We start from the raw sequence: 13,254 nt of genomic DNA on the forward strand, positions 1-13,254 counted from the left end.
TAGAAAGGGGTCTTTTCTGCGCCTAAAAATAGCACTATTTCTCAGTATCTACTTGATATGTTTTTAACATCTCTACTTCTTCATCTGTTAGCTCTCGGTATTGTCCAAGTTCTAGCTCTTCATCTAACACTAACGGCCCCATCTCTGTTCTCTTTAAGTAGACTACTTTTTTCCCTACCGCTTCAAACATACGCTTCACTTGATGGAACTTTCCTTCTGTAATGACAAGCTCGATTTCAGAAATATCATCGCTTTTTAATATTGTAAGTGCACCTGGCTTTGTTTCATAGCCATCATCTAAAATAACACCTTTAGCAAACTCTTTTACATCCTCTTCCGTTACTACTCCTGCAACGTGTGCATAATATTTTTTCGGCACATGCTTTTTCGGAGATAACAATTGATGTGATAACTTCCCGTCATTTGTTATTAATAAGAAACCTTCTGTATCAATATCAAGTCTTCCCACTGGGAACGGATTAAAAATCGCATCTTCTAACTCTAATAAATCTATTACTGTTTCATGATTATCATCTTCTGTAGCTGAAATAACGCCTTGTGGTTTATGCATCATTAAGTAGACAAACTCTTTATATTCCACGACTTCACCGTGAATCATAACTTCTTGTTCTTCTACATTTACATGAACCTTTGCATCTTTCACCGGTATTCCATCAATTTTCACAACGCCGTCTTTCAATAATTTCTTTACTTCTTTTCTACTTCCATATCCCATATTTGCTAATAATTTATCTAATCTCACGTTTTTCACCTTCTTTATTTATCATAGAAAAGGGGACGTAATTACGCCCCTTTTGATTTCAACTTTATTTTAAATCTATTGCCAAGTTTACGCTGGATTTTCTCTAACGCTTCTCCGCCGAATACTCTTTCAAGTACTCCTGTGCGAATTGCTAACAATCCGTAAACGAGACCGCCAAGACCTGCACAAATGGCAACTGTAATAAGAGCGCCAACTCGGCCATCCGGCGAAATCATGAAGGATAGAATCCATTGTGATAGTTTTACGACCACAACCATTACAAATGTTAATACTGCAATTTGGAACGTTCTCTTATATACAACACCGAATGAATAGTGTGCGTATTTTTTAATTTGTTGATTTGTGTACCAAACAGAAGCTAAGAAACCAACAGCTGTTGCTAGAATCGCCCCTACTGTACCGAAATAACGAATAAAGATTACGTTACATACAAATTTCAAAATAACACCCATTATAAGTGCGATAATCGCATGCTTTTGTTGGTTAATACCTTGCAGAATTGCCGCTGTTACTGTAAATAAAGCAAATAACAACGCAACCGGTGCATACCACATTAATACTTGTCCACCTAATGGATCTGAATCGTAAAATGCAGTATAAATCGGATAGGCAAGTGATGAAATACCGACAACTGCTGGCAATGTTAAGAACATATTTGCCTGGAATGTTTGTGTAATTTGTAACTTTAAATAACGGTATTGCTTTTCAGTAAATGATTTTGTAATCGCTGGTACGAGCGTTAAACTAAACGCTGTCGCAAGTGATACAGGAATCATAATTAATTTATGCGTCCACATTGTGAAAATACCGAGCGCTCGCTCTGCAATATCACCTTGGCCAATCGCTTGCATAATTGAGTTAAATGTCAATGTATCAATTTGTTGATATAAAGGAATTGTTAACCCAATTACAACGTAAGGAATCGCATATGCAAATAATTCTTTAAATAATTGAACAGTACTCACTGTCGATTCTGGTACAGTTTGTTCAATTAAATATTGATCCAAATGTTTTTTACGTTTTAGCCAGTACCAAATGAGTACACCGAGCGCTCCAACTGCTGAAACGAATGCAGCAAATGTCGCTACCCCAACTGCTGTTGCAACTGTACCACCAAGTACTTTAATAACGATAAAACTACCCGCTAATAAAAAGACGATACGAATAATTTGTTCAATAATTTGCGAAACAGTAGTTGGTCCCATCGATTGGTGACCTTGGAAATAACCACGAATTAAACTCGCTGCCGGCACAACAATAAGCGCAAAACTTACAAGACGAATAATCGTCGTAACTTCTCCTATATTACTGTGTACACTTTGTTTACCAAGCATTGCTTCTGCAAACAACGGCGCCGTCATGTACAGTACTAGGAATGAAAGAACTCCTGTTACTATCATCATAACCATTCCCGAGCGGAACATTCTCCGGCTCGTTTTATAATCGCCAAGCGCATTATATTTGGAAACGAATTTTGAAACAGCAAGCGGCACCCCTGCCGTTGCAATACTTAAAAAAATCGTATATGGAATGTATCCATATGTATAGAGCGTTCCGCCTTCTGTCCCTACTAATGCATGAAACGGAAAGACGTAAATCATGCCTAAGAACTTCACTAAAAATGTCCCTAACGTAACGATAAGCGTTCCGCGCAGAAATTTCGAATCGGACATACAAAAATCCTCCTACATCTACATAAAGTGAAACTTTAATCAGTGGGGTGTTCTTCCCCACTGATTATTAGTTGAACCAATCGGGCATTTAGGGGCAGTTAATCTCCCACCTACTTCTTTGACCTAAGCAAACTTTAAGGTGGGAGTCTTACTGCCCGTTAATGCGGGGTAAAGTGAAACTATAATAAATTGAACTATTCGAGCATTCGAGAACTATTAGACTTCCCCTAACTCATAAGGTTTTAGTCCTATGGCCCACAAATAGCAGGATAGTGCTGAACTCTAACTTTTGTATTGTACCACAATTCTCTCCTTAAGCAGTACTTCACTCTATTTTTCTTTTAAGGGAAAACATGCTATTCTTTTAGGCAGGAAATGTAGAAAATGAGGTCGATATATTATGCATTATGATGTTATTGTCATCGGCGGCGGGCCTTCTGGGCTAATGGCTGCAATCGGTGCTGCAGAAGAAGGCGCAAGCGTCTTGCTTCTTGATAAAGGAAATAAACTAGGGCGTAAACTTGCGATTTCTGGTGGCGGCCGCTGTAACGTAACGAACCGTCTACCACTTGATGAGATCGTTAAACATATACCAGGAAATGGCCGCTTCTTATACAGCGCTTTTTCTATTTTTAATAATGAAGATATTATTACATTCTTCGAAAATCTCGGTGTAAAACTGAAAGAAGAGGATCATGGCCGCATGTTCCCTGTTTCAAATAAAGCCCAATCGGTAGTAGACGCACTTTTAACACGATTAAAAGATTTAGGTGTAAAGATCCGCACGAATACACCTGTTGAAACGATTGAATATGAAAATGGTCAAACGAAAGCAGTCGTACTAAAGACTGGCGAAGTGCTAGAAACAAATCACGTCGTTATCGCTGTTGGCGGAAAATCAGTTCCTCAAACCGGTTCTACTGGAGACGGATATGCTTGGGCAGAAAAAGCTGGTCATACAATTACAGAATTATTCCCAACAGAAGTACCAATCCTTTCAAACGAACCATTTATTCGAGACCGTTCACTACAAGGCCTCGCTTTACGAGACGTAAACTTAAGTGTATTAAACCCGAAAGGAAAAGCTATCATTTCTCACAAAATGGACATGCTCTTCACTCACTTCGGTTTATCTGGTCCTGCTGCTCTTCGCTGTAGTCAATTCGTTGTAAAAGCACTGAAAAAGTTCAAAACGAATACAGTGCAAATGAGCATCGATGCATTGCCAGAAGAAAATAGTGAACAACTATTCCAGCGCATGCTGAAACAAATGAAAGAAGATCCGAAAAAAGGAATTAAAAACGTGTTAAAAGGTTATGTTCCTGAACGTTACTTCCTATTCTTATTAGAAAAAAATGAAATTGATGGCAGCGAGCAAGCTGGACAAGTTTCTCACGAGAAGATTCGTGCACTTGTGAAAGACTTTAAAGAATTTACTGTAAATGTAAATGGTACGCAGTCAATTGAAAAAGCATTCGTTACTGGCGGCGGTGTATCCGTTAAAGAAATTAACCCGAAAGAAATGTCTTCTAAATTCACGAACGGCTTATATTTCTGCGGGGAAGTTCTTGATATTCACGGTTATACTGGTGGCTATAACATTACATCTGCTCTCGTTACTGGTAGAATTGCCGGAACGACAGCTGGAGAAAACGCGAAAATGCAATATTAAACTGAGAAACAGGGATTCCTGTTTCTTTTTTTATAGGTACATGAAATTATATCGGCGATTCTGTAAATATATCAGCGATTCTGCTACTTATATCGGCGATTTTCCAAATATATCAGCGATTCTGCTACTTATATCGGCGATTTTTCAAATATATCGACTTACCGACAAAAAACGACAAATATCCCCTCCCCTTAACTTTCCATTGCTTTTTTGTTGCTTTATTTACCTTAGTACCTTTATATTTTATATTGTTGAATATTTGAAAAAGGGTAAGGGGAAAACATATGAGAAAAAAAGTCATGATGTCTTTAATGCTAATGACGTTTCTTTCTGCTGTAGAAGGAACGATTGTTAGTACAGCGATCCCTCGTATAACGAGTGATTTATCCGGCGTTGAACTTGTTAGCTGGGTTTACGCAATTTACATGCTTGCCACAGCGGTTTCAACTCCAATATACGGAAAGCTAGCTGATTTATTTGGCCGTAAAAAAGTTCTACTCATCGGAGCTACAATCTTTTTAGTCGGTTCTGCACTTTGCGGTGTCGTTACATCGATGGAACAACTTATCGTCTTTCGTGCCCTTCAAGGTTTAGGTGCTGGTGCTGTCATGCCAATTACTATGACAATCATTGGTGACTTATATGACGAAGCGAAAGACCGCGCAAAAGCACAAGGATGGATAAGTGCTGTTTGGGGTGTCTCAGGTGTTATCGGACCATTAGTCGGCGGATTTTTAGTTGATTCTCTTTCTTGGCGTTATATTTTCTTCTTAAACGTTCCATTTGGAATTATCGCTTGCTTAATGATTGCCATTTACTACAAAGAATCTATTAAGCCTGCTAAGCACCATATCGACTATCTTGGTGCAACAGTATTCTCACTAAGTACGATTGCTCTACTATACGCATTATTAACAGGTAGCAGTAAGCAAAACTGGGGAGATATAACAATTATCGGCCTATTAATCTTCGCCGTCGTTTCATTCATTATTTTCTTATTCATCGAGAAAAAATCTCCGGAACCATTAATTCCGCTAGCACTTTTCTCTAACCGTACATTATCTACGATTAATATATTAACGCTTATCGCTGGCGCAATGATTATTAGTATTACAATGTACCTTCCAATTTGGAGCCAAGGTGTATTAGGAAAAAATGCAACAGAAGCCGGACTTATTTTAATGCCAATCCCTGTTATGTGGACATTTGGAGCTATTTTCTCTGGTAACTTAGTAGGAAAATTAAAAACGAAACAAATCATTTTACTTGGGGCTAGCATTTTATCAGTCGCTACGTTCTTATTATTTACATTATCAACACATTCACCATCGTTCCTTATTTATGTGGCAGTCGGATTATTCGGCTTAGGAATGGGGCTTGTGACACCGATTTACATGGTAACAATTCAAGCAGCCGTACCAGCTCATACACGTGGAACAGCCGTTGGTTTAAACACATTTATTAATACATTTAGCCAAACGTTAGGTGCGGCAATATTCGGTACAATCTTCAATACGATGATTCACGCACGTGGTATTAAAAACCTTGATCTTGTATCTGGCGGACATGGAGGTACTACAACAAACGTAGTAACCGAATCGCAATCCGCATTAGCATCAAGTGTACACGTCATTTATATGAGTACTTTTGTATTGGCAGTATGTACATTAATTATCGCTTGGCTTTTATTAAAGCCAGCTACACAAACAAGTGAGCAATAATAAAGAGGATGACCATTTTGGTCATCCTCTTTTACTCTTCATTCTCCACAATATGTTTCAACATGGACAATTTATTATCCCAAAAACGTTCATAATACGAGAGCCACTGTTGTAATTCCTCTAATGGTTCTGGATGCAAGCGATATATTTTCTCTCTTCCGCTTTTTCTTCCACTTACTAAATTCGCTTCTGAAAGAATATGAAGGTGCTTTACAACCGCAGTACGACTCATCGGAAAATGATCCGTTATTTTGGAAATGGGTAACTCTTTATCACTTAATAACCGTATTACTTCTCGGCGGGTTGGATCAGCAATTGCTTGAAACACATCATATTTCGCTGCTGATGAGGACACTTAGCCTTCGACAACCTTTTTCAGTTTTTCATTTACAATCGCTACCCAGCCTCCGCTCATTCTGTCGCGAATAATAGAGCTCTTCGCATTCGCTTTCGGAAGAATTTCATCAGGGTGTTTCCAGCCGCCGTGAATTAACGTAAATTCTGTTTTATTATCTCCTAGGTCTTTCAGATGAAATGAAACAACCCAGCCATCTGTATCCCATGAAAAAGATAGATGATTTGGCTCATCGATTTCTAATACTTTACATGGTGATGGTCCAAATGGTGATTGTATATGAAATTCATGTCCTACCTCTAATACGAAATCATTTGGCATAAACCATGAGGCAATCCCTTCTGCAGTTGATACTACATTCCACACCTTTTGAATAGACGCGTTAAAAACGATCGTTTGTTTAATGTCAGTTAATGTATTTTGTTGTTCCATTTCCATTCTCCTTTATTCGGCAATCAAATATAACACCTTTTGGTTACACTTCGATAATATAACACCTTTTAGTTTCATGTCAACGCTAACTCTTTTTTACTGTTGAGAAATTCTCAACATTTTTTCAACAGGACAAACACCCTCCGAACATTTCCTCATAATATACTCACAAAGGCAACAAAAAATAAAAACTTCTCTCAACATGAAACTCCATCATTCATCTTGGAAGAAGCGCCTTACGTATATCATGCGTATTTCGTCTCTCCTCCTTCCCTCAGGGACACTACGCGAGATATGAAAAATCAGAAGGAATATGCCCACCATTTGAGTAGGTAGTTATTTCTCTTCTCCTCAACATTTCCTTAGGAGCGAAATGACTACCGACTCACTTTTTTCAAACAAAAATAAAAAGGGGTTGAACGCTATGTTCTATTGCATTAACTGCTCTGATATTCACCATGAAAAACATCCGAATGATAAAGTATTCAAAAACGGTTTTTATATTGATCCATTTTTAGGTGATCGTTATCACCTTGGTATGTGTAAAGATGCCCAAAATCATGAGACAGGGGAGCCTCTTTTAACGACAAAGAAATTAGGCGCAACCCAATCTATTATGAACGTATTACCGACACATGTTGTCCCAACATAAAGCATAAAAAAGAGCTGGCTCATCCAGCTCTTTTTTATGCTTTATAAACGATCATTGCTGAAAAACAATAAATTTGGTTTTCGTCATCGTTAATAGAAACACCGACTTGGTACTTAATGTCTACAAAGTTACTATCATCAATCTTTTTCAAAAAAACATTTACAGCGTCTTCTAAGTCTTTTTCGTGACTTTCATCAAACACTTTTACACGAATCATGTTAACACCATCCTAGATCGCAGCCCTCCGCCGCTTGATTATTGCCACGGTGCGTATCTATGATGCGATAAAACTTTCCGTCTTCATATATATATCCGTCTTCTAACACATATTGTTTACCTTCAGTATAGACATAAAACTTACCTATCATAAATTTACTCGTATACAATTCCAAATAATCTGGTCTAAATTTAGCTACCACTTTATTTGTAATATCAATTTTTATTGTGCGCCCCACCTTCTCTCCCTCCTTTGCAAAGAACGGATTTAGGTATATTGTATTAGCGATTTTACATTTTATGCTTAAAAATAAGTGGATATGCCTCCTTTCTTCACCTGTACTATTTTTCTAAAAAAATCATCCATAAATAAAAGCAAAAAAAATATATATAAAAAGAGCTTTTACTTATTGACTCAAATATAATTATTATGGTATTATATAAAATTTGACATTTACATTTACTTATGCTATCATTAAAGATGGTTACCACATATGGAGGTGGATGATTTGTTTCAAATTGGTGATAAAATCGTTTATCCAATGAACGGCGCAGGAGTCATCGAAGCCATTGAAGAGAAAGAAATATTAGGAACAATACGTCAATATTGTGTAATACGTATCATTAGTAAGGATATGCAAGTAATGCTTCCGATGGATCAATTACAAAAATCAGGTATTCGTTATATCGTAGATAAAGGTACGTTAGATGATATACTTCTTGAATTTCAAAACGGGGAATCAGATACATCACTTTCCTGGAAACAAAGATATACAATGAATATGGAAAAAATGAAAAACGGCAATCTGCAAGATAGTGCAGAAGTTGTTCGGGATTTACTTCGCCGCAATAAAGAGAGAGCTTTAAATGCGAGCGAAAAACAAATGCTAGATAACGCCCGAAAAATGATGATTAGTGAAGTTGCACTCGTGCAAAATGTTTCTGAACATCAAGCAACAGAATATCTTCAAGATACAATTAATCACTAAATTTAAAATAGCTGGCCGCTATTTTTTTTTGTAAAAAAAGGACGAAGAGTTTTATCTCTTCGTCCTTTTTATTACCCACGCCCAGCTTGAAACGATGGATATAACGTCATTCCACCATCTGCAAATAGCGTAATACCCGTTACATAACTCGCCTCTGAAGAAGCGAGCCAAGTTGCTACTGCTGCAATTTCTTCTGGTTTTCCGATGTAGCCCATCGGTATCATACTTTCTACGTCAGCACGTTTTTTAGGATCAGCAAACTTCTCTGCATTGATCGGCGTATTAATTGCACCTGGCCCTATATTATTTACTCGAATACCTTTTGGTGCATATTCTAACGCTAACGTTTCTGTCATCAGTTTAATACCACCCTTACTTGCTGCATAGTGCACAAATAATGGCCACGGAATTTTCTCATGAACACTCGACATGTTAATGACAGATCCTTTAATATCATGTTCTACAAAATATTTAATCGCTTCACGGCTTCCTAAAAAAGCACCTGTTAAATTTGTGTTAATTACCCTATTCCAATCTTCAAGCGGCATTTCATGCGATGGTACCGCATTTTCTATCCCTGCATTGTTAATCATAACGTCAAGCGTACCAAACTCTTTCACAGCAGATTGAATGAGATTCGCCACATCTGATTCGACCGTCACATCACCTTTTACAGCAATCGCTTCTCCGCCTACCTTTTTAATTTCTTCTAACACATCATTCGCTTCTGACTCCCGTGAGCGATAATTAATCACTACCTTTGCTTTCTCCTCAGCAAACCTTACCCCCATTGCTCTTCCAAGACCACTTGCTGATCCTGTAATAACGACAACCTTTCCTTCTAAATCACTATACATTTCCATACCTCCTTTAACTTTTTGCTATACCTAACATAATTCCGGCTGCAATAATAAAAATGATACCGACAACAATCCCTGTTAATTGGCGTTTCGTTTTTCTTTCACCTAATATAAGAATCCCGCCAAGCGTCGAAATAATAATTCCCATTTGCGATAGCGAGAAACTTGTTGCCACTCCAACACGCGGCTGTGAAATGAATAAAAACATATTTCCAGCTGCCCAAATTAATCCTGGAATAATATTTCGTATTGCATATTTATTAAATGGATGATGTTTAAAAGTAAGCAAAATCCCCCCTAACACCATACCAACTGCTTGTGGCAACAAAGCTGACCAACCATCTACTTTAAATAGTCTAATCACTACTACATAAACTAAATAGCCGACTGTTGAAATCAATAAAATGATAATGCCTTTTTTAAAATTCCCCGCTTGCTCTGCATTCTTTTCTTCTTCACTTTGAAGAGATGTTAAAATAACACCAATAATAATACAAACGAGAGCTAATACACCAAGGACGACTGATATTGTTGTGGACCACTCATGAAATACGATGACTCCAAATAAAGTTGTCGCAACTAATTGAAGTCCTGTTGAAATGGGCATCGTCCTTGAAACGCCCATTAAATCAATACTTTTTAATTGATTCGCCTGACCAAGCGCCCAAAATAAACCTGACACAATACCAACTCCGATAACAGTAGGAGTCAATACTGGTTTCATAAAAATATAAACAACAATCGAGAAAATAAGCGCGCCAAGCGTTGTTCCGAGCGTTTGACTATACGGTCCCCCGCCCAGTTTTACGTTAAATAGCACAATACTTCCCCAAAATATAGCTGGTAAAATCGCTAAAAATATATCCATCGCTCATTACCTTTCTTTACTAAATGTCATAGGTTATCATTCTGAATCAGTAGAGTGAGCTTTTATTTTTTCTTTTTCTCTTTCACAAATCTTTTCTGCAATAGCACCAGAAACATTCTTTTCTCGCTCCACTTTCTTTATCCTTACGTGATCTAAATAATCTTCCAAAGTAAGCGTAACTTTATCATTCGGCGGGTTATGTGCTCCTTGAAATGTAAGAAATTGTAGCGTCACTTCATATCTAGGAACGAATTCACCATTCTTGCCGAGACGCTTTATATTGATAACTGAAGCACATTCATATTGATCTTCTGTCACTTGTCTTATCACAGAATAATATCGATTTAATAACGCACTTTCTAAAAGTTGTTCATTCGATTCTTTTGCCAAAGAATAACTTGGCAAAAAGGAAAAGATAGAACATATCATTGTTAGCATTACACATATTTTTTTCATAACGCCCTCCTTGTTCTATACGTTAGTGTTCTCAAAAACGCCATAAAAAAACGACTTTCCCTATATAGGAAAGTCGTTTTAATGAATCCAATATTAACCACCGCTCACTGGTGGGATTAGTGCAACAACATCACCAGATTGAATCGTATCATCTTCATTTGCATATTCTTCATTAATCGCAACCATAATTGGTTCTGTGACTGGTACATTATATTCTTTTGCAATAACATCTTTTAACTCTGCAACCGTAATACTTTCTTTCTCTATTTGTAATTCATTTCTTCCTGCTTCTTCTTGCAAGTTCGCAAATAACAATACTCGAATCATACTTATAGCTCCTTCCCAGGCTCTCCCGCCGGATATGGCGTTTTTTCTAATTGATCGCCAATCCAAGAGTCTCCATCTTCCCAAAACTCTTTTTTCCAAATCGGAACAATTTGTTTTATGCGTTCCATAATGTATTCATTTGCTTCATAAGCCGCTTTACGATGCGGCGTTGAAACAGCCACAACAACCGCAATATCAGAAATTTGCAGTGTACCGATGCGATGTGTAATCGCAACGTGTGTACCTGGCCATTTCTCTTTCACTTCTGATCCGATTTTCTCTAGCATCTTTTCTGCCATCGTTTTATAAGCGACATATTCTAAGTATAATGTACGACGCCCTTTCGTAAACTCTCTAACCGTTCCAATAAATGTTGTAACAGCACCACATTCGCGGCGAATAACCTTATTCGCTACTTCTTCAATTGAAATTTCTGTATCAATTACTTCATAATACGTATTTTTCATTTCGCACTCCTTACCGTTTGTAAAAACCAGTCTATGTACAATTTTTCTTCTGTTATATGAAATACTTTATATTCTTCTCGTAAGTTTGCAGGAGCATCATACCACGTAATAACTGCTACTATATTTTCTACTTTATGTAAAAGTTCAACATCTTCCGCAGAACGAAGTAACACCACTTTTGGATAGCTCTCTTTTTTATAGCCCTCAATTAAAATTGTATCCACTTCAAAAAACTCGTATAAACGGATAATTTCTTGCAAGGACCATTCCTCTCTTAATGATGACAATGAAAGTAACCCAGCACCTTCTACACTACTTACGACAGCACCGGCCTTTCTATGCCTTTCACTATCTTTTTGCGCTACTTCTGGAAACCCTCCATGCCCGTGATGTTTAATCGTAGCAACTTTCATTTCGCTTTCAGTTAATACATGTACAATTTTCTCAACAAGTGTTGTTTTCCCGCTATTTTGATACCCTACTATTTGTAAGATTGAAGGGGCTTTGCCCATGGCCAATCACATCCCTCAGCGTGCTCTAACAATAATACAGACACTTTCATCCCTGCCTCAAAGCCTCTCGTTCCTCCAGGCAACACAATAAAAGCATTCGCATCTGCAAGTGAAGATACCGCACTCGATTTATCTAAACCGACCGGCATCGCTTGTAATGCCCCGTCCACAATTGTCACCTTTGCTCTTACAAAACGAGTAAACGGATTCGGCTTTGGAAAATCTTTTTGTAAAATAGCATCTGCTCTATATACGTGAGGTTCTTTCGCATTCAAATATGTTTTTATAACTGGATGCACAAATAGCTCAAATCCTACGTAACAAGCTGACGGATTCCCTGATAAACCGAAAAGTAACTTTCCATCAACTTCAGCTACAGTCGTTACACTTCCTGGTCTCATCGCTATTTTATTGAAGAGTACATTCGCTTGTAATCTTTCATAAATAGCCGGCAAGTAGTCATAATCTCCTACCGACACACCGCCTGTCGTAATTAAAATATCAACTTCATCCATCGCTGATTGAACAGCTGTAAAACATGCATCTAACTCGTCGGCAAGTTGGCCATAATATCGGACTTTACCTCCAGCTTTCATAATTTGAGCAGCAATCATATAAGAGTTACTATTTCTAATTTTCCCCGGTTGTAACGACTCATGTACTTCTAACAATTCACTTCCTGTCGTCACAATACCAACAACAGGCTGTTTTACAACTTTCACAGTACTATATCCAAACGTCGCTAATAAGGCCGCAACACCTGGATTAATTGCAACACCTTTCTGAACGAGAACTTGATTTTGTTTTATATCTTCCCCTTTAAATGACACATTGTCGCCACTATGAAAAGGACGCTTTAACTTCATATATGTTTTTCCGTTCTTCTCAAAGCCTTCCGTCAGTTCTAGCATTACAACTGCATTACAATCCGCTGGAATAGCTGCTCCTGTCATAATACGAACCGCCTGAAAAGATCCTACTTCTTCTGTAAAAACAGATCCAGCCCCGATTTCCCCTATTACTTCAAACTCAATTGCATTCTCTTGATTTGCTTCTTTCGTATCTTCTGCTCGAATTGCGAAACCATCGTAAGGAGAACGATCAAAATGAGGAACGTCATGATCAGAGACAACATCCTCCCCAAGAATTCTCCCGTAACTTTCCGTAATAGAAACTTCTTCTACTTCACCAATTTTCGCATATTCCATTACTCTCTCTACTGCCTCAGCAACTTGAATCGGAATTCGTTTTTCTACCATCGTTTCTCACC

General features: G+C 37.8%; 17 protein-coding genes. 4 read left to right on the forward strand and 13 right to left on the reverse strand.

Going from position 1 to position 13,254, the window contains the following annotated elements:
* Positions 1–34: 34 nt before the first annotated feature.
* A complete protein-coding gene (locus tag PDQ40_RS21070) occupies positions 35–763 on the reverse strand; it encodes a pseudouridine synthase (protein WP_001234931.1) in 729 nt (242 codons plus the stop codon).
* A 41-nt stretch (positions 764–804) separates the two neighbouring features.
* Positions 805–2,457 (reverse strand): putative polysaccharide biosynthesis protein, encoded by a 1,653-nt coding sequence (locus PDQ40_RS21075; RefSeq protein WP_001284047.1) that lies wholly within the window; start codon positions 2,455–2,457, stop codon positions 805–807.
* 400 nt (positions 2,458–2,857) lie between these two features.
* Here PDQ40_RS21075 and PDQ40_RS21080 point away from each other — a divergent pair, with 400 nt between their 5' ends.
* The gene (locus tag PDQ40_RS21080; protein WP_000558878.1) at positions 2,858–4,129 is read left to right on the forward strand and encodes an NAD(P)/FAD-dependent oxidoreductase; all 1,272 of its coding nucleotides are present in this window, start codon (positions 2,858–2,860) and stop codon (positions 4,127–4,129) included.
* 284 nt (positions 4,130–4,413) lie between these two features.
* Entirely contained in the window at positions 4,414–5,850 is a 1,437-nt protein-coding gene (locus tag PDQ40_RS21085; protein WP_001228033.1) for an MDR family MFS transporter, read from the forward strand.
* A gap of 31 nt (positions 5,851–5,881) precedes the next feature.
* On the opposite strand, the gene PDQ40_RS21090 is transcribed toward PDQ40_RS21085, so the two are convergent.
* Both PDQ40_RS21090 and PDQ40_RS21095 read right to left on the reverse strand, forming a co-directional pair.
* The gene (locus tag PDQ40_RS21090; protein WP_000098837.1) at positions 5,882–6,205 is read right to left on the reverse strand and encodes an ArsR/SmtB family transcription factor; all 324 of its coding nucleotides are present in this window, start codon (positions 6,203–6,205) and stop codon (positions 5,882–5,884) included.
* Positions 6,206–6,637 (reverse strand): SRPBCC family protein, encoded by a 432-nt coding sequence (locus PDQ40_RS21095; RefSeq protein ID WP_000437774.1) that lies wholly within the window; start codon positions 6,635–6,637, stop codon positions 6,206–6,208. It lies immediately after the preceding gene.
* A gap of 424 nt (positions 6,638–7,061) precedes the next feature.
* Here PDQ40_RS21095 and PDQ40_RS21100 point away from each other — a divergent pair, with 424 nt between their 5' ends.
* Entirely contained in the window at positions 7,062–7,289 is a 228-nt protein-coding gene (locus tag PDQ40_RS21100; RefSeq protein ID WP_000498984.1) for a DUF3973 domain-containing protein, read from the forward strand.
* Positions 7,290–7,323: 34 nt separating this feature from the next.
* Here PDQ40_RS21100 and PDQ40_RS21105 read toward each other — a convergent pair whose 3' ends face one another.
* Together PDQ40_RS21105 and PDQ40_RS21110 are read right to left on the reverse strand one after the other, a co-directional pair.
* Entirely contained in the window at positions 7,324–7,506 is a 183-nt protein-coding gene (locus PDQ40_RS21105) for a sporulation protein Cse60 (RefSeq protein ID WP_000621751.1), read from the reverse strand.
* Between the two features lies 1 nt (position 7,507).
* Positions 7,508–7,744 (reverse strand): DUF2553 family protein, encoded by a 237-nt coding sequence (locus PDQ40_RS21110; RefSeq protein WP_000533800.1) that lies wholly within the window; start codon positions 7,742–7,744, stop codon positions 7,508–7,510.
* A gap of 255 nt (positions 7,745–7,999) precedes the next feature.
* On the opposite strand from PDQ40_RS21110, the gene PDQ40_RS21115 reads away from it, so the two are divergent.
* Positions 8,000–8,494, forward strand: a complete 495-nt coding sequence (locus PDQ40_RS21115) for a CarD family transcriptional regulator (RefSeq protein WP_001998466.1) — start codon at positions 8,000–8,002, stop codon at positions 8,492–8,494.
* Positions 8,495–8,565: 71 nt separating this feature from the next.
* Here the strand turns inward: PDQ40_RS21115 and PDQ40_RS21120 are convergent, their stop codons facing one another.
* The 7 genes from PDQ40_RS21120 to moeA form a co-directional block, all read right to left on the reverse strand.
* Positions 8,566–9,351 (reverse strand): glucose 1-dehydrogenase, encoded by a 786-nt coding sequence (locus PDQ40_RS21120; RefSeq protein WP_000286688.1) that lies wholly within the window; start codon positions 9,349–9,351, stop codon positions 8,566–8,568.
* A gap of 13 nt (positions 9,352–9,364) precedes the next feature.
* On the reverse strand, positions 9,365–10,222 hold the full coding sequence (gene glcU, locus PDQ40_RS21125; protein ID WP_000350868.1) for a glucose uptake protein GlcU: 858 nt from the start codon (positions 10,220–10,222) through the stop codon (positions 9,365–9,367).
* A gap of 36 nt (positions 10,223–10,258) precedes the next feature.
* On the reverse strand, positions 10,259–10,678 hold the full coding sequence (locus tag PDQ40_RS21130; protein ID WP_000717661.1) for a DUF3888 domain-containing protein: 420 nt from the start codon (positions 10,676–10,678) through the stop codon (positions 10,259–10,261).
* A gap of 93 nt (positions 10,679–10,771) precedes the next feature.
* Positions 10,772–11,005, reverse strand: coding sequence for a molybdopterin converting factor subunit 1 (moaD, locus tag PDQ40_RS21135; protein ID WP_000621783.1), 234 nt, complete (start codon positions 11,003–11,005; stop codon positions 10,772–10,774).
* 2 nt (positions 11,006–11,007) lie between these two features.
* Positions 11,008–11,472, reverse strand: coding sequence for a molybdopterin synthase catalytic subunit MoaE (gene moaE, locus PDQ40_RS21140; RefSeq protein ID WP_000799835.1), 465 nt, complete (start codon positions 11,470–11,472; stop codon positions 11,008–11,010).
* The gene (mobB, locus tag PDQ40_RS21145; RefSeq protein WP_000513637.1) at positions 11,469–11,984 is read right to left on the reverse strand and encodes a molybdopterin-guanine dinucleotide biosynthesis protein B; all 516 of its coding nucleotides are present in this window, start codon (positions 11,982–11,984) and stop codon (positions 11,469–11,471) included. Before mobB ends, moaE begins: the two co-directional genes overlap by 4 nt.
* Positions 11,954–13,243 carry a molybdopterin molybdotransferase MoeA gene (moeA, locus tag PDQ40_RS21150; protein WP_270691620.1) on the reverse strand — a complete coding sequence of 430 codons (1,290 nt, stop codon included), beginning with the start codon at positions 13,241–13,243 and terminating at the stop codon, positions 11,954–11,956. The genes mobB and moeA overlap by 31 nt, the downstream gene beginning before the upstream one ends.
* Positions 13,244–13,254 lie beyond the last annotated feature (11 nt).

It is taken from the genome of Bacillus cereus group sp. Bc061, from assembly GCF_027715825.1.
Lineage (GTDB): Bacteria > Bacillota > Bacilli > Bacillales > Bacillaceae_G > Bacillus_A > Bacillus_A paranthracis.